Source organism: Streptomyces sp. Ncost-T10-10d, assembly GCF_900091955.1.
Lineage (GTDB): Bacteria > Actinomycetota > Actinomycetes > Streptomycetales > Streptomycetaceae > Streptomyces.
The window spans coordinates 31,213-56,306 of sequence record NZ_FMDF01000033.1; the positions used below are offsets into that span (position 1 = coordinate 31,213).

23 protein-coding genes are annotated in these 25,094 nt (G+C 70.1%); 11 read left to right on the forward strand and 12 right to left on the reverse strand.

From position 1 onward, the window contains the following. Positions 1 to 29: 29 nt before the first annotated feature. Positions 30 to 1,535 carry a D-alanyl-D-alanine carboxypeptidase/D-alanyl-D-alanine endopeptidase gene (gene dacB / locus GA0115254_RS03035; protein ID WP_256102370.1) on the reverse strand — a complete coding sequence of 502 codons (1,506 nt, stop codon included), beginning with the start codon at positions 1,533 to 1,535 and terminating at the stop codon, positions 30 to 32. Between the two features lie 86 nt (positions 1,536 to 1,621). Here dacB and GA0115254_RS03040 point away from each other — a divergent pair, with 86 nt between their 5' ends. Further along, a complete protein-coding gene (locus tag GA0115254_RS03040) occupies positions 1,622 to 2,116 on the forward strand; it encodes an inorganic diphosphatase (RefSeq protein WP_003968257.1) in 495 nt (164 codons plus the stop codon). Between the two features lie 229 nt (positions 2,117 to 2,345). After that, positions 2,346 to 4,061 (forward strand): threonine/serine exporter family protein, encoded by a 1,716-nt coding sequence (locus GA0115254_RS03045; protein WP_093893694.1) that lies wholly within the window; start codon positions 2,346 to 2,348, stop codon positions 4,059 to 4,061. 24 nt (positions 4,062 to 4,085) lie between these two features. Here GA0115254_RS03045 and GA0115254_RS03050 read toward each other — a convergent pair whose 3' ends face one another. Next, on the reverse strand, positions 4,086 to 4,793 hold the full coding sequence (locus GA0115254_RS03050) for a DedA family protein (RefSeq protein ID WP_093893695.1): 708 nt from the start codon (positions 4,791 to 4,793) through the stop codon (positions 4,086 to 4,088). A gap of 147 nt (positions 4,794 to 4,940) precedes the next feature. On the opposite strand from GA0115254_RS03050, the gene GA0115254_RS03055 reads away from it, so the two are divergent. Next, positions 4,941 to 5,306, forward strand: a complete 366-nt coding sequence (locus GA0115254_RS03055; protein ID WP_093893696.1) for a YbjQ family protein — start codon at positions 4,941 to 4,943, stop codon at positions 5,304 to 5,306. Between the two features lie 46 nt (positions 5,307 to 5,352). Here GA0115254_RS03055 and GA0115254_RS03060 read toward each other — a convergent pair whose 3' ends face one another. Next, positions 5,353 to 6,111, reverse strand: a complete 759-nt coding sequence (locus GA0115254_RS03060) for a MerR family transcriptional regulator (RefSeq protein WP_093893697.1) — start codon at positions 6,109 to 6,111, stop codon at positions 5,353 to 5,355. A 284-nt stretch (positions 6,112 to 6,395) separates the two neighbouring features. On the opposite strand from GA0115254_RS03060, the gene wrbA reads away from it, so the two are divergent. Then, positions 6,396 to 7,019 (forward strand): NAD(P)H:quinone oxidoreductase, encoded by a 624-nt coding sequence (gene wrbA, locus GA0115254_RS03065; RefSeq protein WP_093893698.1) that lies wholly within the window; start codon positions 6,396 to 6,398, stop codon positions 7,017 to 7,019. A gap of 69 nt (positions 7,020 to 7,088) precedes the next feature. Then, entirely contained in the window at positions 7,089 to 8,513 is a 1,425-nt protein-coding gene (locus GA0115254_RS03070; protein ID WP_093893699.1) for a glutamate decarboxylase, read from the forward strand. Positions 8,514 to 8,527: 14 nt separating this feature from the next. Here the strand turns inward: GA0115254_RS03070 and GA0115254_RS03075 are convergent, their stop codons facing one another. The 6 genes from GA0115254_RS03075 to GA0115254_RS03100 form a co-directional block, all read right to left on the reverse strand. Continuing rightward, positions 8,528 to 9,274 (reverse strand): ABC transporter permease, encoded by a 747-nt coding sequence (locus GA0115254_RS03075; protein WP_093893745.1) that lies wholly within the window; start codon positions 9,272 to 9,274, stop codon positions 8,528 to 8,530. Positions 9,275 to 9,309: 35 nt separating this feature from the next. Next, positions 9,310 to 10,257, reverse strand: coding sequence for an ATP-binding cassette domain-containing protein (locus GA0115254_RS03080; protein ID WP_093893700.1), 948 nt, complete (start codon positions 10,255 to 10,257; stop codon positions 9,310 to 9,312). A gap of 78 nt (positions 10,258 to 10,335) precedes the next feature. Beyond that, positions 10,336 to 10,977, reverse strand: coding sequence for a PadR family transcriptional regulator (locus GA0115254_RS03085; protein WP_093893701.1), 642 nt, complete (start codon positions 10,975 to 10,977; stop codon positions 10,336 to 10,338). Positions 10,978 to 10,995: 18 nt separating this feature from the next. Then, complete coding sequence (locus GA0115254_RS03090; protein ID WP_093893746.1) at positions 10,996 to 11,547, reverse strand: DinB family protein; 552 nt, start codon at positions 11,545 to 11,547, stop codon at positions 10,996 to 10,998. A 92-nt stretch (positions 11,548 to 11,639) separates the two neighbouring features. Next, positions 11,640 to 13,097 carry an aldehyde dehydrogenase family protein gene (locus GA0115254_RS03095; protein ID WP_093893702.1) on the reverse strand — a complete coding sequence of 486 codons (1,458 nt, stop codon included), beginning with the start codon at positions 13,095 to 13,097 and terminating at the stop codon, positions 11,640 to 11,642. Between the two features lie 54 nt (positions 13,098 to 13,151). After that, positions 13,152 to 14,033 (reverse strand): helix-turn-helix domain-containing protein, encoded by an 882-nt coding sequence (locus tag GA0115254_RS03100; RefSeq protein WP_093893703.1) that lies wholly within the window; start codon positions 14,031 to 14,033, stop codon positions 13,152 to 13,154. Between the two features lie 326 nt (positions 14,034 to 14,359). Between GA0115254_RS03100 and GA0115254_RS03105 the strand changes: the two genes are divergently transcribed. Then, positions 14,360 to 14,860 carry an ATP-binding protein gene (locus GA0115254_RS03105; RefSeq protein WP_093893704.1) on the forward strand — a complete coding sequence of 167 codons (501 nt, stop codon included), beginning with the start codon at positions 14,360 to 14,362 and terminating at the stop codon, positions 14,858 to 14,860. A 60-nt stretch (positions 14,861 to 14,920) separates the two neighbouring features. Here the strand turns inward: GA0115254_RS03105 and GA0115254_RS03110 are convergent, their stop codons facing one another. After that, entirely contained in the window at positions 14,921 to 15,163 is a 243-nt protein-coding gene (locus GA0115254_RS03110; RefSeq protein WP_037690973.1) for a DUF397 domain-containing protein, read from the reverse strand. A gap of 252 nt (positions 15,164 to 15,415) precedes the next feature. Between GA0115254_RS03110 and GA0115254_RS03115 the strand changes: the two genes are divergently transcribed. Then, positions 15,416 to 15,889 (forward strand): hypothetical protein, encoded by a 474-nt coding sequence (locus GA0115254_RS03115; RefSeq protein ID WP_093893705.1) that lies wholly within the window; start codon positions 15,416 to 15,418, stop codon positions 15,887 to 15,889. Between the two features lie 20 nt (positions 15,890 to 15,909). Here GA0115254_RS03115 and GA0115254_RS03120 read toward each other — a convergent pair whose 3' ends face one another. Both GA0115254_RS03120 and GA0115254_RS03125 read right to left on the reverse strand, forming a co-directional pair. Beyond that, on the reverse strand, positions 15,910 to 18,063 hold the full coding sequence (locus GA0115254_RS03120) for an FUSC family protein (protein ID WP_093893706.1): 2,154 nt from the start codon (positions 18,061 to 18,063) through the stop codon (positions 15,910 to 15,912). Between the two features lie 66 nt (positions 18,064 to 18,129). Next, positions 18,130 to 19,320, reverse strand: coding sequence for a DUF2786 domain-containing protein (locus GA0115254_RS03125; protein WP_093893707.1), 1,191 nt, complete (start codon positions 19,318 to 19,320; stop codon positions 18,130 to 18,132). A 106-nt stretch (positions 19,321 to 19,426) separates the two neighbouring features. On the opposite strand from GA0115254_RS03125, the gene GA0115254_RS03130 reads away from it, so the two are divergent. The 4 genes from GA0115254_RS03130 to GA0115254_RS03145 all read left to right on the forward strand — a co-directional run bounded on the left by GA0115254_RS03130 (position 19,427) and on the right by GA0115254_RS03145 (position 24,992). Then, entirely contained in the window at positions 19,427 to 20,239 is an 813-nt protein-coding gene (locus tag GA0115254_RS03130) for an ABC transporter ATP-binding protein (RefSeq protein ID WP_093893747.1), read from the forward strand. 28 nt (positions 20,240 to 20,267) lie between these two features. Beyond that, entirely contained in the window at positions 20,268 to 22,463 is a 2,196-nt protein-coding gene (locus GA0115254_RS03135) for an ABC transporter permease (protein WP_176739956.1), read from the forward strand. A gap of 92 nt (positions 22,464 to 22,555) precedes the next feature. Then, positions 22,556 to 23,557 (forward strand): DUF1259 domain-containing protein, encoded by a 1,002-nt coding sequence (locus tag GA0115254_RS03140; RefSeq protein ID WP_093893709.1) that lies wholly within the window; start codon positions 22,556 to 22,558, stop codon positions 23,555 to 23,557. A gap of 229 nt (positions 23,558 to 23,786) precedes the next feature. Continuing rightward, the gene (locus tag GA0115254_RS03145; RefSeq protein ID WP_093893710.1) at positions 23,787 to 24,992 is read left to right on the forward strand and encodes a cytochrome P450; all 1,206 of its coding nucleotides are present in this window, start codon (positions 23,787 to 23,789) and stop codon (positions 24,990 to 24,992) included. Positions 24,993 to 25,094 lie beyond the last annotated feature (102 nt).

Here is a 25,094-nt window from a genome sequence, read left to right on the forward strand (position 1 = left end):
GGTGCGTCCGCGGTGTGGTGTTGAACGGCTCATCGGGTACGGGCGGCGAGGCTGGTGGCGAGGGCGTCGAGGGAGGACTGGGCCTCGGACGGGGCTGTCGTACCGGATGCCAGGAAGGCGAAGGCGAGCAGCCGGCCCTGCCTGTCGACGACCGTCCCGGCGAGGGTGTTCACGCCGGTGAGGGTGCCGGTCTTGGCGCGGATCAGGCCGGTGCCTGCGGATTTCTGGGTGTAGCGGCCGCTGAGGGTGCCGCTGAACCCGGCCACCGGGAGGCCGGTGAGGACGGGGCGCAGTTCGGGGTGGTCCGGGTCTGCGGCGCGGGCGAGGAGGCCGGCCAGCAGTGCGGCGGTGACCTTGTCCTTGCGGTTCAGCCCGCTGCCGTCGGCGAAGTTCGCACCTTTCAGCGGCAGGTGGAGCTTCTTGAGCTGTGCGGTGACGGCCCGTCGGCCGCCGTCGAAGTCGGCCCGTTCGCCCGTGGCCAGGGCGGTCTGCCGGGCGAGTGCCTCGGCGATGTCGTTGTCGCTGTTGGTCAGGGCCCGTTCGACCAGTGCGGAGAGCGGGGCGGAGAGGTGTTCGGCGACCGGCCGGGACTTGGCGGCCGGCCGACCGGGCGCCGGGCCGGACCGGGTGGCGATCCCGGCGTCGTCGAGCAGCTCGCCGAAGATCCGGGCGGCGTCACCGGCGGGGTCGTCGCTGCGTGGGGCAGGTCCGCTGTCGGTGCTGTCGAGCCTGCCCTCGTCGGTCATCAGGGCGCTGACGGGCGCGATGTTCTCGTTGGGGCCGATCGGGTGCCGTGCCGGGCCGGAGTAGCGGGAGGTGTCGTACGTGAGGCGGACCGTTCTTACGCCCCGGTGCTTCAGGGTGCGGGCGGTGTCGGCGGCCAGTGCGCGCAGGGCGGCCTTGTCGAGGGTGGGGTCGCCGCCGCCGACCAGGGCGATGCTGCGGGAGTCGGGGGACGCCCGGACCGTCGTGGCGATGCGGTGATCGGGGCCGAGCGCGCTCAGGGCGGCGACCGCGGTGGCGATCTTGACGGTGGAGGCGGGTGTCATGGGCGTGTCGGCACCCTGGCCGTACAGCCGCTCGCCGGTGGCGGTGTCGATGACGACGGCGGTACGCACGGTGCCGAGGGCCGGCGCCTTGAGCAGCGGACCCAGGGTGGCGCGGAGGGCGGCCGCTGCGCCGCCCGAGGCATCTCGGGCGTCCGGGGCGGCGTTGTCGACGACGGAGGAGAGGGGCGCGAGGACGGCCGGGGCGCTGGGTGCGGGCTCCGGTCCGGACCGCGCGCCGGGTTCGTGATGTACGCCACCTGTGCGGCTCCGGGCGGCGGCCCAGTCCTGCTCGGCCTTACGCTGACCCGAGTCCCAGGGGCCGGCGGCAAGGACGACGCCGGCTGCGAGCGCCAGGCCGAGGCCGGCGGAGACAGCCGTGAACTGCCGATCGTCCAGTCCCTTCAACCTGATCACGCTGGCCTGCCGGGCGAGTCTGCTCAGCTTGTCGAGCGGATTGACCGACGGTCTTTTCACCGGCTCGTCCACCGTTGACCAGCCCCTTTCGCGAGCACACATCTGCGTGGGGGACACTTAATCACCAGTCGTATGTCTTGATCATGGAGGAGCCACCCGTGGAGTTCGACGTCACCATCGAGATCCCGAAGGGTTCGCGGAACAAGTACGAGGTGGACCACGAGACCGGTCGGATCCGCCTGGACCGTCGACTCTTCACCTCGACCAGCTACCCGGCGGACTACGGCTTCGTCGAGAACACCCTCGGCGAGGACGGTGACCCGCTGGACGCGCTGGTCATCCTGGACGAGCCGACCTTCCCCGGCTGCCTCATCAAGTGCCGCGCCATCGGCATGTTCCGGATGACGGACGAGGCCGGCGGCGACGACAAGCTGCTGTGCGTGCCGGCTTCCGACCCCCGGGTGGAGCACCTGCGCGACATCCACCACGTGTCGGAGTTCGACCGCCTGGAGATCCAGCACTTCTTCGAGGTCTACAAGGACCTGGAGCCCGGCAAGTCCGTCGAGGGCGCCGACTGGGTCGGCCGCGCCGAGGCCGAGGCCGAGATCGAGGCCTCCTACAAGCGCCTTGAGGCACAGGGCGGCGCGCACTGACCCAAGGGTCGCGGCCGGATTCCGGCCGAGGTACATCGCACGGTTCCGTTTACGGTTCCGTGCCGGAGACGGGCGGCACTCCTTCCCACGGGGTGCCGCCCGTTTCGTATGCCCGCCCGCGTGTCCGTCCGGTCCGTGGTTCCGCCCGCCTCGCATCCGCACCCTTGCCCGTGGCCATACTGGGCAGAAGCGCAACCGAAGACGCGCAGCCGATGAGGAGCGAGGTCGAGTGGTGGCGGAACCGGGCGGTCCGGAGGACCAGAAGCCCCAGTCGGACGAGGCGCGCAGCGCCTTCGTCCCGCCGGCCGGGGTGGGGAGGCCCACGTCTGCCTCCGACGACGACCACCCGACATCGGAGTTCGCCATTCCGACCGGTCTGACGACCGAGCCCCAGGGGTCGGGGACAGGTTCCGCTTCGGGCTCCGGACCCGGTTCCGGTCCGGCCTCCGGCTCGGAGACGATCGGCTCCGCCTTCGCCCCGCCGCGCACGTACAGCGCCCAGCATCCGCCGCCCGCGTTCACTCCGGCGCACGGCAGCCCGATGATCCGGCTGACCAAGGAGGCCCCTTGGCAGGACCGGATGCGCACGATGCTGCGGATGCCGGTCGCCGAGCGCCCGGCACCCGAGCCGGTGCAGAAGTCCGACGAGGCGGGGCCCGCGGTGCCGCGCGTGCTCGACCTGACGCTGCGTATCGGGGAATTGCTGCTCGCCGGTGGTGAGGGCGCCGAGGACGTCGAGGCGGCGATGTTCGCGGTCACCCGCAGCTACGGTCTGGACCGCTGCGAGCCCACGGTCACCTTCACCCTGCTGTCGATCTCGCACCAGCCGTCGCTGGTCGACGACCCGGTGACGGCGAGCCGTACCGTACGCCGTCGTGGCACCGACTACACCCGGCTGGCCGCCGTCTTCCGGCTCATCGACGACATCACCACCGAGGATGTCGAGGTCTCACTGGAGGAGGCCTACCGGCGCCTGGCGGAGATCCGGCGCAACCGGCATCCGTACTCCGGCTGGGTCCTGACGCTGGCCGGTGGCGGTCTTGCGGGGGCGGCATCCGTGCTGGTCGGCGGTGGTCCGCTGGTGTTCCTGGTGGCGGCGGTCGGCGCGATGCTCGGTGACCGGCTCGCCTGGCTCTTCGCCGGGCGGGGACTGCCGGAGTTCTACCAGTTCGTGGTGGCCGCGATGCCGCCCGCCGCGATGGGCGTGGCGCTGACCCTCACCCACTGGTCGGACGTACGGCCGTCCGCAGTCATCACCGGTGGGCTGTTCGCGCTGCTGCCGGGGCGGGCCCTGGTCGCGGGTGTGCAGGACGGGCTGACCGGTTACTACATCACCGCGGCCGCGCGTCTGCTCGAAGTCATGTACTTGTTCATCGGCATCGTCGTCGGTGTGCTGCTGGTCCTGTATCTGGGACTTCAGCTGGGCGCCCAGCTGAACCCCGAGGCCAGGCTCATCGCCCCCGACCGGCCGGTGGTGCAGATCCTGGCATCGATGGCGCTCTGTTTCGCCTTCGCGATCCTGCTCCAGCAGGACCGGTCCACGGTGCTGGCGGTGACCCTCAACGGCGCCGTGGCCTGGGTGATCTACGGGGCGATGGCCAGGACCGGCGGCATCTCGCCGGTGGCGGCGACAGCGACGGCGGCCGGTCTGGTGGGCCTGTTCGGGCAGCTGCTCTCGCGCTACCGGTACACCTCGTCGCTGCCGTTCATCACGGCGGCGATCGGCCCGCTGCTGCCCGGCTCCGCCACGTACTTCGGTCTGCTCGGCATGGCACAGGGCAACGTGAACACCGGGCTCGCCTCGCTGTCGACCGCGGTGGCGACGGCGCTGGCCATCGCGATCGGGGTGAATCTGGGAAGCGAGATCTCCCGGCTGTTCATGCGGGTGCCGGGGGCGGTCGGCGGGGCGAACCGCCGCGCGGCCAAGCGGACGCGCGGCTTCTGAGGCTGCCGCCGGTACGGCTCCGGGTCAGCGCTTGGCGTGGCGGCCGCGCTGGCCGGAGGCCGGGCCGGCGGACGGGCCATGGCCCTCGTCGCCACCCGCGGCCGCTTCCTTCTTCGACTTGGAACGGGCCCGCAGGAACTCGATCGCGATCGGCACCACCGAGATGAGCACGATCAGGATGAGCATCGCCTCGATGTTCTCGTGGACGAAGTCGATCTTGCCGAGGGCTGCGCCGAGCAGCGTGACCCCGACGCCCCAGAGCACACCGCCGATGATGTTGAACGTGATGAACGAGCGGTAGTTCATCCGGCTCACACCGGCGATGATCGGCGTGAAGGTACGCACGATGGGCACGAAGCGGGCCAGGATCAGCGACTTCGGTCCGTACTTCTCGAAGAACTCGTGGGCCTTCTCGACGTTCTCCTGCTTGAAGAGGCGGGAATCCGGGCGCTTGAAGAGCGACGGCCCGACCTTGCGGCCGAAGAGGTAGCCCGCCTGGTCGCCGATGATCGCCGCCAGCGCCACCAGCACGCAGACCAGCCAGAGCGGAGACTTCAGCTGGCCCGTGGTCACCAGCAGACCCGTGGTGAACAACAGGGAATCGCCGGGAAGGAAGAAACCGATCAGCAGTCCGGACTCGGCGAACACAATGAGGAGGACGCCGGGAAGTCCGAAGGTGTTGATCAGATAGTCCGGGTCCAGCCAGCTCGGTCCGAGCGCAAGCGTATTCAAGGGTCCGGGCTCCTGGATCGATCGATGGCGGCTGCGTGGCCGCTAAAGCTATCAACGCAGGATGACGTCCCCGGGTTCCAGTGGCCCGTGCGAGGATGTACGCCCCGGCAAACCGGGGCAAAAGCTTTCTCCAGGAGGTACCACACGATGGGCATTGAAGAATACGGCGGCGGGCAGCCGGCCCAGTCCGATGTCCTGGTCGTCACCACGAACGACATACCGGGCTACCAGGTGACCCAGGTGATCGGTGAGGTGTTCGGCCTGACCGTGCGCTCCCGCCACCTCGGCAGCCAGATCGGCGCCGGGCTGAAGTCCATGATCGGCGGCGAACTGAAGGGGCTGACCAAGACCCTCGTCGAGACCCGTAACCAGGCGATGGAACGGCTCGTCGAGCAGGCGAAGGCCCGGGGTGCCAACGCGGTGCTGATGATGCGCTTCGATGTGACCGAGGCGGCCGACGTGGGCACGGAGGTGTGCGCGTACGGCACGGCCGCCGTGATCAGCAGGAGCTGAGCGACGGGTCCATGGGGGTGGGACGCGCACCACCCCCATGACAGCTCTACGCCAGGCGCTCCGCGTTGGCGTCGATCGCGTCCCGCAGGTGCTCGGCCAGGCCCGGCCGCATCGACTCGTAGTACGCGCGGAACTGCGGGTCGGACACATACATCTCACCGAGTCCCCGGTGGATCTCGGGAGTGCACTCGTAGAACCACTTGGTGATGTGGAGCCGGTGAGCCTCGGCGAGGTCCATCGCCCGTTCCCCGGTGGCCGGTTCGCCGGCCTCCATGAGCGCGTTGTAGGCGGCACTCCAGTCGGCGACCTCCGCCTGCATCCGCTTCCAGTCGTCCTTGGTGTACCGGGCGACCCGGCGCTGCGACTCGGCGTACGTGGCAGTGCCGCCCCAACGGCGTTCGGCCTCCTCCGCGTGCTCCTCGGGGTCCTTGCCCCCGAAGACCTCGAACTTCTCCTCGGGCGTGAGGTTGATGCCCATCTTCCGTGCCTCCATGGCTGTTTCGACGGCGGCGGCCATCTTTCGCAGTTCGGCGATCCGGTCGGACAGCAGCCGGTGCTGGCGCCGCAGATGCTCCTGCGGGTCCGCGTCCGGGTCGTCGAGCAGTACCGCGATCTCGTCGAGCGGGAAACCGAGTTCCCGGTAGAACAGGATCTGCTGCAGCCGGTCGAGGTCACCGTCGTCGTAGCGGCGGTGACCCGCGTGGCTGCGCCCGCCGGGCGAGAGCAGTCCGATGCCGTCGTAGTGATGCAGGGTGCGCACCGTGACTCCGGCGAATCCGGCGACCTGTCCCACGGAGTAGTCCACGACTCCCCGCTCCCTTCTCCGTTCCGGGTACGTACTGAGCCTGAACCCTGACGCGACGTGAGGTACAAGCCCCGAACGTCACCACCCCCGGCATTATTTGGTAGGTTATGCGGCTTTTACATCGTTATAGTGAGCTACGCCGCTGAGGTGAGCCCGGACCGGACCTCTTGCCGGACCCCCGCTCCCCGTCGCTCGACGCGCCGGATGCCCATGCTTTCCGTATCGTCACATCCGTATGGATTCACATGGATACATCCCGTAAGGCCCTGCCGGAGGATTCCGCCATGCCCACGTCCGTCAACGTCGCCGTCATCTACTACTCCTCGACCGGCACCGTCGCCGCGATGGCCAAGGCCATCGCGCAGGACGCCGAGAAGGCCGGTGCGGAGGTGCGGCTGCGCAAGGCCGGTGAGCTCGCCCCGCAGGCGGCCATCGACTCCAACCCGGCCTGGGCCGCCAACGCGAAAGCGACCGCGGACATCGCCGAGGCGTCGAAGGACGACATGATCTGGGCGGACGCCGTGATCTTCGGTACGCCGACCCGGTTCGGCAATGTCACCGCCCAGCTCAAACAGTTCATCGACACTCTCGGCAGCCTCTGGCAGGCGGGCCGTCTCGCCGACAAGGTCTACAGCGGCTTCACCTCCACCAGTACCGCGCACGGCGGCCAGGAGTCCACGCTGCTCGCGCTCTACCACACGATCCACCACTTCGGCGGCATCCTGGTCGCCCCCGGCTACACGGACCCGTCGAAGTTCGTCGACGGCAATCCGTACGGCACTTCGCACGTCGCGGGGCAGGGCGACATCCCGGTCGGCGTGCAGACCCTGACCGCCGCCCGGGTCCAGGCCGAACGGGTCGTGAAGTTCACCCGGGCCATCAAGGACGGCCTCGCCGCCGAGAACTGAACCACCGCACACCGACAGGACCGTCGCGGGTCACGATGACCGCCGAGAGCCGAGAAAGGCTGTCCGCCGATGCCTCTCCACAAAGGTTCGCCCCAGGGTACGGAGCCGTCCGAGAAGCGCCGCAGGCTCGCCCTCAACCCGTTCTACGGAGAGGCCGACCCGATCGCCGGAATGGAGTCGGCGCCGCCCCGGCACCGGCTTCCCGACGGACCGATGCCGCCCTCCATCGCCTACGGCCTGGTCCATGACGAGCTGATGCTCGACGGCAACGCACGGCTCAACCTGGCCACCTTCGTCACCACCTGGATGGAGCCCCAGGCCGGGGTGCTGATGGGCGAATGCCGCGACAAGAACATGATCGACAAGGACGAGTACCCGCGCACCGCCGAGCTGGAGCGGCGGTGTGTGGCGATGCTCGCCGATCTGTGGAACGCCCCCGACCCCTCGACCGTCGTGGGCTGTTCGACGACCGGTTCCAGCGAGGCCTGCATGCTCTCCGGCCTGGCCCTGAAACGCCGTTGGGCGGCCAGGAACGCCGACCGCTACCCGGCGACCGCCCGGCCGAACCTGGTCATGGGCATCAATGTGCAGGTCTGCTGGGACAAGTTCTGCAACTTCTGGGAGGTCGAGCCGCGGCTGGTCCCGATGGAGGGCGACCGCTTCCATCTCGACCCGCAGGCCGCGGCCGATCTCTGCGACGAGAACACCATCGGCGTCGTCGGCATCCTGGGCTCCACCTTCGACGGTTCCTACGAGCCGATCGCGGAGCTCTGCGCGGCCCTGGACGCCCTTCAGGAGCGCACCGGCCTGGACATCCCCGTCCATGTGGACGGGGCGTCCGGTGCGATGGTGGCGCCGTTCCTGGACCAGGACCTGGTGTGGGACTTCCGGCTGCCCCGGGTCTCCTCGATCAACACCTCCGGGCACAAGTACGGCCTGGTCTACCCGGGGGTCGGCTGGGCGCTGTGGCGCTCGCCCGCCGAACTGCCCGAGGAGCTGGTCTTCCGGGTCAACTACCTGGGCGGCGACATGCCGACCTTCGCGCTGAACTTCTCCCGGCCCGGCGCCCAGGTGGTGGCGCAGTACTACACCTTCCTGCGGCTGGGCCGGGAGGGCTACCGGGCCGTTCAGCAGGCCTCCCGGGACGTCGCGACCGCGCTGGCGCAGCAGATCGGGAAGCTCGGCGACTTCCAGCTCCTCACCCAGGGCGACCAGTTGCCCGTCTTCGCGCTGACGACCGCGCCGGACGTGGAGGCGTACGACGTCTTCGACGTGTCCCGCCGGCTGCGTGAGCAGGGCTGGCTGGTGCCCGCGTACACCTTCCCCGCCAACCGGCAGGACCTGTCGGTGCTCCGGGTGGTGTGCCGCAACGGCTTCTCGTCGGACCTCGCCGAACTGCTGCTCGAGGACCTCCGGCTGATCCTGCCCGACCTGCGCCGCCAGCCGCACCCATTGAGCCACGACAAGCAGGCGGCGACATCCTTCCACCACTGAGAGCGGGCACCCTTCTAACGGCCGATCCGGGCGAACCTCCTCACCGCCAGCGGGAAGAACACCGCGATCAATGCCAACGGCCATGCCACCGCCAGCAGTTCGGCGTGGTCGGACGCCCAGGTGCCGCCGGGCCCGCCCGGGTTGCCGAACAGGCCGCGTACCGCCGTGGCCGTGGCCGACATCGGGTTCCACTCGACGGCCGCGCCCAGCCATCCCGGCATCGACTCGGGGGTGGCGAAGACGTTGGAGAGGAAGCCGACCGGCCAGACCAGGATCTGTACCGCCTGCACCATCTCCGGCTTCCCGGCCACCAGCGCCAACTGGATGCCGATCCACAGCATCGCGAAGCGCAGCAGCAGAAGCAGCCCCAGCGCCCCCAGCGCCGCGGCAGGGCCGTGGTGCCAGCGCCAGCCGACCGCGTATCCGACACCGGTCATCACCGCGAGCGCGGCGGCCGACTGGAGCATGTCCGCGACACTGCGGCCGACCAGCACCGAACCGGAGACCATCGGCATGGCACGGAACCGGTCGATGACGCCCTTGTTGAGGTCCTGGGTGACCGCGAGCATGGTCGACTCCAGGCCGAAGGCCATGGTGAGCGCGAGCATGCCGGGCACCAGGAACTCGGTGTTGTCGCCGTCGACGCCCTGCCCGCCGCCGACCAGATAGTTGAACATCAGCAGCAGCATCACGGGGAAGACCAGGCCGACGACGATCCGCACCGGCTGCCGTGCCCAGTGCGCCAGTTCGCGTCGCGTCATCGTCCAGGAGTCGGACACCGCCCAGCTCACCGCGCTCACGCCGCCACCTCCGCGCGCTCCGGCCTCCGGTCGGTCAGCGAGAGGAAGACCTCGTCCAGCGTCGGGCGCCGCACCGCGATGTCCTCCGCCTCGATGCCCGCCTCCTCCAGCGCCCGCACGGTCCGGGTCAGGGTCGCCATCCGGTCCGGTGCCGGCGCCCCGATCAGCCGCCGGTCCGCGTCGACGACCGCGCCGTCACCCAACAGCAGTGCAGCGGCCGCCAGTTGCGAACCGTCCCGGACCACGACATCGATGCGGTCCCCGGCCACCATCGCCTTCAGCTCGTCGGCCGTCCCCTCGGCGGCCACCCGCCCGGCGTCGATCACCGAGATCCGGTCCGCCAACTGATCGGCCTCCTCCAGATACTGCGTGGTCAGCAGTACGGTCGTGCCGCCGCCCACCAGTGAGCGCACCGCCGACCACACCTCGGCCCGGCCGCGCGGGTCGAGCCCGGTGGTCGGCTCGTCCAGGAAGAGCACCTCCGGGTCGGTGATCAGCGAGGCGGCGAGATCGAGCCGTCGCCGCATGCCGCCGCTGTACTCCCTGACCGGCTTGCGGCCGGTGTCCGCGAGCCCGAAGCGGGCCAGCAGTTCGTCCGCCCGTGCACCCGCTCGGCGTACGCCCAGGTGGTACAGACGGCCGAACATCTCCAGGTTCTGCCGACCACCGAGCTCCTCGTCGACCGCCGCGTACTGCCCGAGCAGCCCGATGCGGCGCCGGACCTCTCCGGCCCGCTGCCGTACATCGAACCCCGCCACCTCGACCCGCCCCTCGTCGTGCCGCAGCAGCGTCGACAGGATGCGTACGGCCGTGGTCTTGCCCGCGCCGTTGGGGCCGAGCACGGCATGGACGGTGGAGCGGCGGACCGTGAGGCCCAGGCCGTCCAGGGCACGCTTCTCCCCGTATCGCTTGTGCACACCTTCGACAACGATCGCGTCGGTCAAAATCGCCACACCCTCCCGTAGTCAAACTTGACTAGTGGCATCGAAAGTAACCGCCCCGACCCCATTCGTCAAACTTGATTACTCGTCGTCGCCGGGGTCGTGGACACCCGTCGCGTACGGGTTCTCCTGCCCCTCGGCGAGCACGCCGACGAAGGGTTCGCCCTCCCCCGCGAAGGCGTACGCCCCGCCCTCGATGCGGGCGATCAGCCCACGCGTCCACTCGGCCCCGGCATCCGCCGAGTGGACCCACATGTTCATGATTTCGCCGATGTGACCGATCGACTCGGGCCCGGCCTCCGGCGTGTAGTACTCGGTGACCGAGGCCCGCCAGGCCGTGAGACCGGCCACCCGCTCCTTGAGCAGCGCGATCGCCTCGGACCGCTCCAGGTCGACGATGCCACCGAGGCCCGCCGACAGCACGTCCAGCTTCTGGTCGTACGAGGTCAGCGCCGCGCGCAGCAGAGCGAGGTACTCCTCGTTGCCCCGCTCGGTGATCTCGTACTCGGTACGAGGCGGGCCGCCCGCCGTACTCGGGGCGGTCTCATGGGCGACCAGCAGCCCTTGCTTCGCCATCTGCTTCAGCGCGTGGTACACCGACCCGGGTTTGGCGTTGGACCACTCGTGAGCGCCCCAGTACTCCAGGTCGTTACGGACCTGATAGCCGTGCGCTTGGCCGTGCTGACGCACGGCGCAGAGGACCAGCAGCCGGATCGCGGACATGTCACGCACCCTTTCTATTCAACTTTGATTAGAGTATCCCCCGGCCTCGGCGACCAGCTCGAACGCGGTTCGACCGTCCAGGGACTCCCGGATGATGTCGGCGTGCCCGGCGTGCCGGGCGGTCTCCTCGACGAGATGGACCAGCAGCCAGCGCATCGAGCAGTTCCCGTCCTTCGGGAACCAGGGCGCCTCGGGCAGCGGGAACGTGTCGTTCATGCTCTCCACCGAGTGGATGAACTCCTCGGTCTCCGCCGCGACCTTCGCCCAGAACTCCAGCATCTGCGGGACGGTCTCGTCCCCGACGAGACGGAAGCTGTCCGCCCAGGTCTCCTCGGTGCGGGCCTTGTCGTTGGGGCGCTGCTGGGCGAGGCGCAGCCAGTTCAGCTCGGTCTCGGCGACGTGCTTGAGCAGCCCGGAGAGGGAGAGTTCACTGGCGCTGGGCCGGCTAGCCGCCTGCTCCTCGGTCAGGCCGATGAGCGAGCGCCGGATCGCGCCGCGCTGCGCCTCGACGAAGGAGAGGAGCGCGCCGCGCTCGTCGCCGGGGGCTCCTGCGGGAACGTGAGTGACCATGATGTCCGCCTTGGGGAAACGTGCCGGTTTCTTCCTGACACCGACCAAGCTACGGACCCTCGCGGTCAGCTCCTGTCCTCAACCCATCGTGGTCAGAAGGGGAATGCGGTCCGGCCGTGCTGAATGGACATCCACTTCTGGGTGGTGAAGGCGTCCACGGTCGCCTCGCCGTTCAGCCGGCCGATCCCGGAGGACTTCTCGCCCCCGAAGGCGACCAGCGGATCGTCCTGGACGGTGGAGTCGTTGACGTGGAACATCCCGCTGACGACGCGCTGCGCGAACCGCACCCCGCGTTCGGTGCTGCGGGTGTGCACGGCGCCGCTGAGTCCGTACGGGGTGTCGTTGGCGATCCGTACGGCATCGTCCTCTCCGTCGAACGTCACCAGCAGCGCCACCGGGCCGAATATCTCCTGGGACAGCAGCGGGGAATCCTCGGGGAGCCCGGTGAGCACGGTCGGTTCGACGAGACTGCCGCGCGTCCGGCCCCGTACGAGCGCGGTGGCCCCCTCGGCGACTGCCTGGTCGACCAGGGCGGTCAGGGCGTCGGCCTGGAAGGTGTTGATGACCGGGCCGATCTGGGTCTCCGGGTCGCGCGGGTCGCCGGTGCGCAGCGCGGCCACCCTGGCGGTGAACTTCTCGGTGAACTCCCGCTCGACGCGGCGGTCCACCAGGATGCGGTTGGCAGCCATGCAGACCTGCCCCTGGTACACGAAGCGGCTGAAGACTGCCGCGTCGACCGCGTAGTCGATGTCGGCGTCCTCCATCACCACCAGGGCGCTGTTGCCGCTGAGTTCGAGGATCGTCCGCTTGAAGTGTCCGGCCGCGATCGCGCCCACGTGGCGGCCGACCCGGTCCGTGCCCGCGAAGGAGATCACCTTGGGCACGGGGTGCTCGATGAACGCGTCCCCTATCTCGGCGACATCGGTGATCAGGATGTTGAGCAGTCCGGCGGGCAGCCCGGCGCCCTCGAAGATCTTGGCAATCAGCCCGCCGCCGACGACCGGGGCATTCTGGTTGGGCTTGATGACGACCGCGTTGCCGAGCGCGAGGGCCGGCGCGACGGACTTCATCGTCACCAGGAAGGGGAAGTTGAAGGGGCTGATCACCCCTATGACGCCGACGGGCTGCCGGAAGAGACGGTTCTCCTTGCCGTCCACCGGGGAGGGCAGGATGCGGCCCCAGGGGCGTAGCGCGTGCCGGCTCGCGTCGCGCAGGAATTCCTTGGCGACGCGCACCTCGTACTCCGCCTTGAGGCGGGTGCCGCCCAACTCGTCGACAATCGCCTCGACGATGTCGTCGTGCAGTTCCTCGGTGATGCGCAGGGCGCGTTCCAGGACGCTGCGGCGCTCGTACGCGCCGGTGGTGGCCCAGGACCGCTGGGCGCGCTCGGCGGCGCGGTAGGCCAGGTCGACCTCCTGCGCGGTCGCGATGGTGATCGCGGCGAGTTTCTCCCCGTTATAGGGATTGAAATCAATGATGTCCCACGAGCCGGTGCCGGTCCGCCACTCACCGTCGATGTATTGGTCGGCCAGCTCGTAGAAGAAGGACATGCGATCCCTTAACTCAGGTGCAGACTCCCGTCGAACCGTCATCGTACTGATGAATCAGATGAGTTGGAGCAGACCACGGAGCAGATCGCGGCTCTCCTCGGGGCCGGGGCTGTCCTCGTGCAGTCGCACCATGGCCTTCTCGTACTGAGCGACTTCTTCGGCCTTGTCCAGATAGAGCGCACTTGTCAGCTGCTCCAGGTAGACAATGTCCGACAGATCGGATTCCGGGAATCGGAGCATCGTAAAGGAACCGCCCTCCCCTGCATGCCCGCCAAAACTGAAGGGCATGACTTGAAGAGTGATGTTGGGCTGTTCCGACATTTCGATCAGATGCCGCAATTGTCCGCGCATCACTTCACGGTCGCCGTACGGCCGGCGCAGCGCCGCCTCGTCCAGTACGGCGTGGAAACGGGGTGCGCGTTCGGAGACGAGGGCCTTCTGACGCTCCAGCCGCAGCGCGACCCGGCGGTCGATCTCGACGGCCGGGGCGTCGCCCATGCCCCGGCTGACGACCGCGTGCGCATAGGACTCGGTCTGCAACAGGCCATGGACGAACTGGACTTCGTAGACCCGGATGAGCGATGCCGCCCCCTCCAGACCGATGTACGTCTGGAACCACCCGGGCAGCACATCTCCGTAACTGTGCCACCAGCCCGCCACATTGGCCTCGCGGGCCAGGCCGAGCAGGGCGTCGCGCTCCGCCTCGTCCGTGACGCCGTAGAGCGTGAGCAGGTCCTCGACATCCCTGGCCTTGAAGCTCACCCGTCCCAACTCCATGCGGCTGATCTTCGATTCGGAAGCCCGGATGGAGTAGCCGGCCGCCTCGCGGGTGATCCCGCGCGAGTCGCGCAGCCGCCTGAGCTGCGAGCCCAGCAGGATGCGCCGCACCACAGATCCACTCGACTCGCCTGCCGCCACTGGTCCGATCCTCCCCATCGCTTCCTGGACACCGGGGCTCCCCCTGAACCCCAAGTGCCGGATTCTGCCATCAAAACGCTTCAGCCCGTACTCATTCGATTACGGAAATGAGAAGGCCCTCAGAAAGCTACGAAAATACACGCAGGAAGAAATGACCAAGAACCGGCACGGGTTCGGACAGGTCAGGCGCGTGCACGTGCATCTGCCCTTGCATCTGCCCTGCGCATTCGGAACCATGGCCCTCGCGCACCTGCGTGCTCGTTCGTGTTGTGCCGCTGTACCCCGCAGTACCGATACAGCCGCGAATCCCGGGAGTGCCTCGCATGGGGACGAATGGATCGACGATGCTCGAGCCGTTACGGCAGGGGCTTCCCCCCATCGATCCCTCAGCCGTCTCCGGATCGGCAACCTGCACCCTGCCCGCCCGCTACGAATCCGTAGGCGGGGCACGGCAGTTCACCAGGGCGACGCTGAGCGGCTGGGGGCTGGACGAGCGCTTCGACGACGTCGCACTGGTCGTCTCCGAACTCGTGACCAATGCGCTGCGGCACGCCCTGCCCGCGGACACCGCACCGGAGCCTCAGGAACCTCCCGTACGGCTGCACTTGATGCGCTGGAGCTCGCGTCTGGTGTGCGCCGTACGCGACCCCAGTCAGGAGAGCCCCATGGCCTCCGAGGCTCCCGACTCGGCGGAGTCGGGCCGCGGCCTCTTCCTGGTGGAGTCCTTCAGCGACTCCTGGGGCTGGCACCCCTCTCCGCCGCTGGGAGCGGACAACCCGAACACCGCGGCGACACCGCGCGGCAAGGTGGTCTGGGCACTGTTCCGGCTGTCCGACGACGTGTGACCCGTGCGGCGGCCGCGTGGGCTGCCGACGGGTGGCCGGACAGCGCCCTGCGGGACGCGGTCAGCCGCCCGCTATGAGGTGGTCGAACTCCCCGTCCTTCACCCCGAGCAGCAGCGCCTCTATCTCGGCCGGCGTATAGACGAGGGCCGGCCCGTCGGGGTGGCGTGAATTCCGCATCGCCACATCTCCGTCGGGCAGTTTGGCGAACTCCACGCAGGATCCCTGGGAGTTGCTGTGTCTGCTCTTCTGCCAGACGACTCCGCGAAGCTCTGTGGCCGCCATGCCGTTGTACACGTGGTGCACAGGACGCTCCCCGAGTTGCAAGGTGCAAGTGTCAACTGTCTCGGATCATAGCTCTGTTCAATTATCCCTGCATGAGCAGATGCATGAGCGGATGCACGTGCACGCGGGGTGTTCCCACGATTACAGTTCCGGACGCAGAGATAGACGTACAGGACGCCTGTTCGGCTCCGCCTACCCCGAGTTCGGCAGCCCATCCCGGTGGCACGCGCTGGTAGCTTGGCGCGGTCTTTTGCCGACAAGGGGGAATTCCACATGCGAAAAGTCGTACGTACCGGTGCCGTAATCATCGCCGGACTCGTCACCGCCGCAGCACTGACCGGCTGCGGCGGCGACGGCAGGAAGAGCGACCCGGACGGCAGCCCCGACGCCGCCAAGTCCAGTCGGGCTCCCGGCGGCGACGGAGGCGGCCCCGAGGCCGACGCCGCAGCGCTGGAGGGCGGCTGGGCAGGGAAGACCGACGGCAAGGCCGTGGTCCTGTCCGTCGCGTCCGGGAAGGCCGTGCTCGTCACCGAGCAGCGTGCCTGCACAGGCACCGTGAAGGACATGGGCAAGGTGATGCTGGCGCTGAAGTGCGCCGACGACGACACCGACCGCACCATGGGGTCCATCGTGTCCAACGACGGCAGGACCGTCGTCGTGTCCTGGGACGGCGGGACGAAGGACACCCTGGCCAAGACCGAACCGGGTGCGATCCCGTCGGGCCTGCCGGACCTACCGACCCCCTGACGGCCCGTCGCTCCGTCCCCTCAATCGGCTTGATCCGACGGAGGTTTCGGCTTCGGCGTCCCGTCCAGTCCCCGGGAGAACTCCTCCAGGGCTTCGAGGAGGAGGCCGGCCCCGTTCCGTACGAACGGGTCCGCCTCCCCTTCGCCCGTCCGCTGCTGCGCGTCCCACTGCGCCAGCGCCTCGCGCACCTCGGCCCAGTCCGGTACGCGCCGCTCCCGCACTTCCTTCGCGCCCTGTGCGGTGGTCCGGCGCAGCGCTTGCGCCAGGCGCGCGGCAGCCGGTACGGGGGTGGCGCCGCCGCACGGGAGGTGGGCCTCCAGCAGCATCGCGACCCTGCCGAACTGGGCGAGGGCGTGCTGGGTGTCCTCGGCGGCGGCGCGGGAGAGACCGCGGTGGCGCACCGGTTCGTGCTGAGCGGTGGCCAGCGCCTCCTGCCAGGCGACGCGGGCCTCGCGGGTGTCGAGCAGGGCGGAACGGACGTCGTCCCGGCCGCGCTCGGCCGGTTCGGCGTACTGGCCGACGACCGCGGCCGCGTACTGCCCGTCCGCCTGCAGCCAGTCGCCGAGCCTGCCGCGAAGCCTCGGGGTCTCCCACGCCGGGTAGACGGCGTACGCAATCATCGCGAGGAGGCCGCCGACAAGGGTGAGGAAGACTCGTTCGTGTACGGTCTGCGACCAATTGCCGCCCGCCATGGCGAGCAGGAAGACGACGTACGCGGAGACACACGCCTGGCCGACCACGTACCCCGTGTGCATCAGCAGATACATCAGCAGCGCGCAGAGCACGGAGAGCAGCGCGGACCAGGTCACACCGGGGTCGGTGATCCGAGCGATCGCGGTGGCGAGCGAAACGCCGACGATCGTGCCGCCGAAGCGGGCCACGGCACGCCCGTACGTCCGGGAGAACTCCGGTCGCATCACCATGACGGCCGCCATGGGTGCCCAGTAGCCGTGACCGAACGGCAGCGCGGCACCGATGACATAGCCGACGGCGACGACGACGGAGACCCTCACGGCGTGCCGCAGGATCGGTGAACCGGGACGCAGTTCGGCGCGCACCGCCCTCCCGACGACGGGGACCAGCCGCAGGAGGGTGGGACGGCGGCGGTGCGGAGCGACGGGGGTCCCGTCCCCGGCGGCCCTGATGGTCTCGGCGGCCTCCTCGGCCTCGGCCCGTTCCTCCTTCGTCCCCTCGCCCTCGGCCGTCTCGATGACATCGGAGAGCAGCGCGCCGAGCCGGGCGGCGGCGCGGCGGGACGGGCCGGTGAGGAGAGTGCCGGTGTCGGGGGTCTTGAGCGCGGCGACGGCGGGCGGGGAGAGCTTCACCGGGTCGCCGTTGCGGATCGCCCGGGCCGCCGAGTCGAGCACGGATCCGGCGGCCGTGAGGAGCTCGCGGACCCGGTCCCGCTCCGGCCCCTCGGACGGGACGCCCATCGCCGGGTCCGCGAGCGAGGCGAGCACCGGTCTGATCCGTTCGGCGACACCGCGGGAGCCACGCAGCTCGGGCGGCCGGCGGCGGGCCTGCCGCGGGGTGACCGCGGCCGCGCTGCGGGCCGTCATCAGCGGCACCGGATCGAAGGCGGCGAGCGGGTCCTGGCGCAGCCGGCGGGCGTAGTCGGCCTCGGCGGCCAGGGCGTCGGCAAGGGCATCGCGCTGGGCGCCCCATCTCCGTACCGGGAACAGGACGATCAGCGCCGCCTGCACCACACCGCCGAAAAGGATCATCACGACATGCACGGCCGAGTTCGCGACGGAGGTGGGCAGGGTGACCGTCACCAGCATGATCGCCACGTTGGACGACGCGATGAGGCCGCCCGTCGGTCCCGCCGCCCAGGCCAGGCCCGCGAGGAACGTCCAGAGCACCAGCAGGGCCACGAACAGCGGCACTCGGGGGCCGGCGAGATAGCCGAGGAATGTCGATACGGCGAGGCTCGCCCCGGAGACCAGGGCGAGGACCGGCCGGGGGCGCCAGCTGCGCTGAAACGTGGCGATGGCCGCCTGGAACGCACCGAACGCGGAGCTCGCGGCGACCACCGGCCCGAAGAGCGCGAGGCCGACCCCGATGACGAGGGCGAGACCGGCCGCACCGCGGATCGCGATGAGCGGTTCGAGGCGCCGCCGCTCGATCGTCAGCCCCGAGCGGGCGGTCTCCTTCAGCGCCCGGAGCCAGCCCATGCGCAGAGCCTAACCGGAATCGCCGATAAGCCCGAGTTGCCGTAATTCAGAAGGAATCTTAGGTTTCTACCGGTTCCCGCGCCTGCCGTGGATCTCCGGCCGGGCCCCGCTCATCCTCGCCCGGTCCGCGGCAGCCGTTCCATGGGTCCATCCGTCGAGGTCCGTGGCGCCCCGGACGCGCGTGGTCGTGGTCTCGGGGAACATCCGCTCGGCGGTGTCCGTGACGGCCATGTCGCGGGCGGCGAGGACCGGGAGCAGATGGGGCGCCGCCACCCCTGCGGCTTCGGATTCGGTCTCGGCTTCGGCGGCAGCTGTGACGCGGGCGGTGTCGGCGGCGAGCCGGCTGCCCAGGCGCTGGGCGTACGCCATCAGGAAGGACTGCCGGAACGTCTTGGTCCGCTTGCGTCCGCCGGCCCGCTGGCCCGCCTCCGCCTTCGTCATCGCCGCCGTGCCCTGGACGAGCAGGGAGGTGTACAGCAATTCCACGGCCTCCAGGTCCGGCTCGAAACCGACCACCGTGGAGAAGCCGAGGTCACTGTTCCACACCGCACGGCAGCGGTTCGCGGAGGCGACCGCGTCGAGCAGGATCGCCTTCGCCGTCTCGTACGGGGCATCGACCCCGATCCTGCACGCTCCCGGCGCCTCCTTGCTGTGGGTACGGGCGGCGAGCAGGGCCTCGTCGATGGAGTGCCGGGCCATCAGCTCCTGCGCCTTGGTGGTGAGCGCCTCCGCCTCCTCGGGGAAGCCCGTCGCCTCCGCCTTGGCGAGCAGGGCACGGATCCGGGTCAGCATCCGGGGTTCGTCGTGCGCGGGCGGCAGGTGGAGCCCGTGCGGGGAAGTGCCGGGCGGCGGACCGACCGGTTCGATGGCGGGGAGCCCGAGCAGCAGCCGGTACAGGCCGAGGAGCGCGGAGGCGTGGGAGAACCGGTCGGGCCGGTTCCGGGGCGGCGCGGCGGGAAGCCCGTCGAGCTGGGACCGCCAGCGGGGCGGCAGCCGCTCGTACCGTCCGGTCTCCGACGCGATCAGGCCGGCGGCGAGACCGACCGCGGTCTCGTCGAGTTCGCGGCGGACGACGCGTACGACATCGGCGGGCTGCCAGCCGCGCTCCCAGGCACGGCGGACGAACTCCTCGCCGCGCCGGAACAGTTCCGTGTCGGCCGTCGGATCGGCGGCCAGAAGGGAGGCTCCGGTGTCGAGACCGGCGTCGCCCTCGGAGTAGAGGGCTGCCGCGAATGCCTGGTCGATCACCGGTTCCATGAGGCCAGGGTAGGCAGGGCGGTGCGGCCGGGTATGCCTGGCCCTACCCCGGGGACGGGCTCTGGTGGTCGTGATCGCGGAGCGCGGAAACGGTTCGATCGAGGACATGACTTCCCCGCATGCGTCCGCTGCATCCGCGAGTGCCACCGATGCCGTACGGCTCCGCTCCGTACGCCGTACCTATGGTGAGGTCGACGCCCTCGACGGCATCGACCTCACCGTCCGCCCCGGCACCTTCACCGCCGTCATGGGCCCGTCCGGCTCCGGCAAGTCCACGCTGCTGCACTGCGCGGCCGGACTGGACCGGCCGACGTCCGGCACCGTCGAGGTGGGCGGGGTGGAGCTGACCGGGCTGAGCGAGCGCCGGCTGACGCTGCTGCGCCGGGACCGGATCGGCTTCGTCTTCCAGGCGTTCAACCTGGTCCCTTCGCTGACCGCCGCCCAGAATGTCGCGCTGCCGCTGCGGCTCGCGGGCCGCCGCCCGTCCCGTACCGAGGTGTGTGCATCCCTGGCCCGGGTCGGTCTCGCCGACCGGGCGGGGCACCGGCCGGCCGAAATGTCCGGCGGACAGCAGCAGCGGGTGGCGCTGGCACGGGCCCTGATCACCCGGCCGGCGGTGCTCTTCGGCGACGAGCCGACCGGTGCACTGGACACCGCGACGAGCCAGGAGGTGATGGTGATGCTGCGGGAGCTGGTGGACCGGGAGGGACAGACGATCGTGATGGTCACCCATGACCCGATGGCCGCGGCCTGTGCGGACCGGGTGGTCTTCCTGGTCGACGGGCGGGTGGCGGACGATCTGACCGGGCTGCCGGCCGAGCGGATCGCGGCCTGGATGGCGGCGGGACGCACCGCGGCACGCCGCACGGCGGCCGCCGTGGCAGATGCCGCGGGCCGTACGGGGGTGGCATCGTGCTGACCGTCGCGGGCCGTGCGGAGGTGGTGTCGTGCTGACCGTCGCCCTGGCCACCCTGCGTACCCGCTGGACCACGCTCATCGGTACCTTCGTCGCGCTCGCGCTGGGCGTGGGGCTGGTCGCGGCCATGGGCCTCGGCCTCGCCTCGACCTTCGATGCCCCGGACCGGGCGCCGCAGCGGTTCGCCGGATCGCCGGTGGTGGTGATGGGCGACGACACCTTGACCGTGGAGGTGCGGCGCGGGCCGTCCACAGCAAAGGTCAGCCGAAGGCTCGCTCATCCACACCCTGTGGATATCGCACTCCTGCGCGACCTCCGGGCGCTCGGTCAGGTGACCCGGGACGACGGAAACGGAGCGCACCGCGGCCCGGACGCCGTAGGCGTGGACGCGCCCGTCGCCGAGGTGCGCCGCGTCGTCGGCGACCGCGCCCTGGTCCTCACCGGTGACGGCCGCCGCCGCGCCGACCCGGCCACGGAGCGGGACGCCGAGGGGCTGGTGACCGTGAACGCCCTGCTCGGCACGGCGGGCGGCGTCACCGCCTTCGTCTCGGTCTTCGTCGTCGCATCGACGTTCGCCTTCGCGGTGGCGCTGCGTCGGCGCGAGTTCGGGCTGCTGCGCACGGCCGGCGCCACACCGGGCCAGCTGCGGCGACTGCTGCTGACGGAGGCGGCCGTGGTCGGCACGCTCGCCTCGGCTGCCGGGTGCGCGCTGGGTCGCTGGGCCGCGCCACTGTCGGCCGGGCTGCTGGCCGACGAAGGGATGGCGCCGTCCTGGTTCACCATCCGCCCGGTTGCCTGGCCGCTGCACGCCGCTTTTTGGACCGGCCTGGCCGTGGCGTTCGCGGGGGTCTGGGTGGCCTCGCGGCGGGCGGGCGGAACCGGCCCGGCCGAGGCGCTGCGCGAGGCCGATGTCGATGCGGGCGTGCTGCCGTCGGCCCGTCGTCTGCTGGGCCTCGCCCTGCTTGCGGGAGCCGCGTTCCTCATGGCGAAGTCCCTCGCCACGGACCCGTCCGCGCTGCTGAAGCGGAAGACGTACACCACTCAGCCGATGCTCCTGATCACGGCCGCCGCCCTGCTCGCGCCGCTGCTGGTACGCCCATTGGTCCGGCTGATCCGGCTGCCCGGGGCGACCGGAATGCTCGTGACCGCGAACACGTCGGCGTCACTGCGGCGTACGGCGGCGGTGGCCGCTCCGGTGCTGATCACCGTGGCGCTGGCGGGTTCGTTGGCCGGCTCCGCGATGACGGTGACAGCGGCGAAGGCGGCCGAGGCGCGCGAGCACACCCGGGCCGATCTGGTCGTGACGGGCAAGGAGTTGAAAGTACGGCCGGTGCGTGGCGCAACGCTGTCCGCGTCCGCCTCGACAGCCGTCTACGTACGCGAGGAGGGCACCGCCCTCATCACTTCCGAGGCGCGGGCGGTGGACGACGCGAAGGCCCTCGCGACAGTTGAGCGGCTGCCGGTGGTGGCGGGCGACATCCGGGATCTTGACGACCGCTCGATCGTGGTGAACGAGGAGTGGGAACAGCACACGGTGGGCTCGACGGTACGGGTGTGGCTCGGCGACGGACGGCCGGTCGCGCTGCGGATCGCGGCGGTGCTGGCGCGCGGGACGGGGAACAACGGGGCCTATGTCACGAAGGCGAACGCGCCGACGGCTCCGGTGGACCGGATCGACGTACGCCTCTCGCCGGGCGCGAACCGGGCCGCTGTCGCAGCACAGTTGCGCGACACCGGCGGCGAGGTGCGGTCGACGGAGCAGTGGCTGGTCGCGACACACCCGCGTACGAGTGCGCAGACCCGGCTCGGCCTGATCGTGATCCTGGGGATCGCGCTGGTGTACACGGCGATCGCCCTCGCGAACACGATGCTGATGGCGGGGTCCGTACGGTCCTCGGAACTGCACGCGCTCCGGCTGGCCGGGGCCTCCCGGCCGCGGGTCCTCGCGGTGGTGGCCGGGGAGACCCTGTTCGCGGTCGGGCTCGGGACGCTGCTCGGACTGGCCGTGACCGCGGTCAACCTGGCGGGCCTCGCCGCCGCGTTGGCCTCGCTGTCCGCACCGGTGGCGATGTCGGTGCAGTGGCCGCTGACGTTCGGGGCGGCCGGGGTGTGCGCGGTGGTCGCGGTCGGGGCAGCACTGTTGCCGAGAGCAGTGCGGCGCCGCTCGATGCCGGTGCACCGAAGATCCGGCCGGGCCGTACGGAACCGGGCCGGACAGCGCGCTTAGTCCATCCAGCCCCACCCGCTGACGATGTATCCGCTTTTATCCTTTCATCCATGTTTCGCATGGTTTCATCTCGCCATGGAGGCGAACAAGTGATGACTGGAGACCGACAGCAGGGCACGAACACACGGGCGATCACGTCGCGGCGACGCGTACTGGCCGCGGCCGCGCTCGCACCGATGCTGACCGCCGCAGGGCCGGCCGCCGCTCGCGCCGTGCCCCACGGGATGCCCGGGCCGAAGCACGGCAGGCGGGTCAGGCCGGTGCCGACCGGACTGGCGGACTGGGCGGGCGTGGCGAGAGCGCTGGGCCGCACCGGCAACATGCTGCGCGGAACGACCTACCACACGGGCTTCCCCCGGAGGGACCTTCACGTGGTCTCCGACGGCGTGGTCGTCACAGCGGGGCTCGCGCTGGGCACACATGTGGCCTTCGTCCGTTACGCCGACGGCAGCACGATGCTGATGGGCGACGTGGTGGTCACCGAGGACGAACTGCAGTGGGTGACCGATGCCTGGCAGGCGCACGGAATCGAGCAGACCGCGCTCCACAAGCACCTGCTCGCCCAGACCCCCGACATCTGGTGGACCCACGTCCACGCACACGGTCACGACGCGGTTGCCCTGGCCCGCGGTCTGCGCGCCGGATTCGACCGCACCGGAACCCCGCCCGCCCTGCCGCCGGGCCCGCCGACCCCGGTCGACCTGGACATCGCCGGAATGGAGGCGGAGCTGGGCGCCAAGGGTTCCGTCGAGGACGGGATCTACAAGAACGTCTTCGTCCGCCGCGAGACCATCGCGGACGGCCATCTGATCCTGCCGGCCGGCCTGGGATCGACCAGCGCGTTCAACTTCCAGCCGCTGGGCGGCGGCCGGGCCGCGCTCAGCGGTGACTGCGCCATGCTCGCCCATGAGGTGCAGAACGTACTGAAGGCACTGCGGCGCGGCGGGATCAAGCTCGTCGAACTGCACAACCATCACCTGGCGGAGGACCCCCGCCTGTTCTTCACCCACTTCTGGGCCGTGGGCGACGGCGTCGAGCTCGCCCGTGCGGTGCGCCCCGCGGTGGACGCCACCAACGTCGTACCTTCCGGCTGAGACCGGCCCTTCACTCCGATCCCGGCGAACGCGCCGAACCTGCCGGACGGGCCGGACGCGGTCGCTGGACCGATTGCGCCGGTCCAGCGACCCCGGCGCTCGAATCCGTTCTGCATATGGACCAATCGGCCCGGAGTGGCGCGTGCCTGTGCGGGTGACCGGGCACCCATGACCCGTCCAGCCCGCAGATTCCTCGAACCACCCGTCAGATCCCCCTCTGGAGCTCCGTATGGAACCAGCCGCCGGCGCACGGTACTGCCCGTTCGACTATGCCGAGGCCCTCGAATTCGACCCGGTGCTCAGGCACTTGATGACCGAAGAACCCGTCTCCCGCATCCGGCTGCCGCACGGCGACGGCGAGGCATGGCTCGTCACCGGCTACGACGACGTGCGCACGGTGACCACCGACCGGCGCTTCAGCCGGAGCGCCATCATCGGCCGGAACTTCCCGCGCATGACCCCTGAGCCGATCGTTCAGGACGAAGCGATCAACGTGATGGACCCGCCGGGCAGCAGCCGCCTGCGCAGTCTGATCTCCAAGGGCTTCGCGCCTCGTCACATGGAGCGCATGAAGGTGCGTACCCAGCATGTCGTGGACGAGCTGCTGGACCGGATGGAGGAGCACGGAGCCCCCGCCGATCTCTTCGCGCATCTGGCGGCCCCGCTGCCTCTGACCACCATCTGTGAGGTCCTCGACATTCCCGAGGCCGACCGCGCACAGCTGCGCGCCCACGCCCGGACCATGATGGACACCACCGTCGAGAACAAGGACGCCGCGGTACGCGCCAAGGCCGATCTCCGCGCCTACTTCCAGAAGTTGACGGCCGAGCGGCGCGCGAACCCGGGCGACGACCTGATCAGCGCGCTGGCCACGGCTCGCGACGGGGACGAGATCCTCAACGAGCAGGAACTGACCGTGATGGCCATGGTGCTGCTCATCACGGGCCAGGACACCACCACGTACGAGATCGGGAACATCGCCTACACGCTGCTCACCAGGCCCGACGAGCTCGCGATGCTGCACGACCGCCCCGAGATGCTCCCGCAGGCCATGGAGGAGCTGCTGCGCTTCATCCCGTTCCGCAAGGGCGTCGGCATTCCCCGGGTCGCCCTGGAGGACGTGGAGCTGAGCGGGGTGCTGATCCGGGAGGGGGACATCGTGCACGTCTCCTATCTGACGGCCAACCGCGACCCCCGGAAGTTCGACCGGCCCGACGAGCTGGATCTGGAGCGCGAGAATCCGTCCCACATGACGTTCGGCTGGGGCGGCCACCACTGTCTCGGCGCCCCGCTCGCAGCGACCGAGCTCCAGGTCGCCATCGGAACCCTGCTGAAGCGCTTCCCCGCTCTGAAGCTGGCGACGCCCGCCGAGGAAGTGCGCTGGAACAAGACCTCGATCTGGCGCTATCCCCTCGAACTGCCTGTCACCTGGTGACAGGGGCGGTCCGGCAACGCACCGGACCTCTGTGTACGGACAGTGACGCTCATCGATGACGCGTCGCACCAGGGCGCCCGGCAACCCGGAACAATCCCGGGG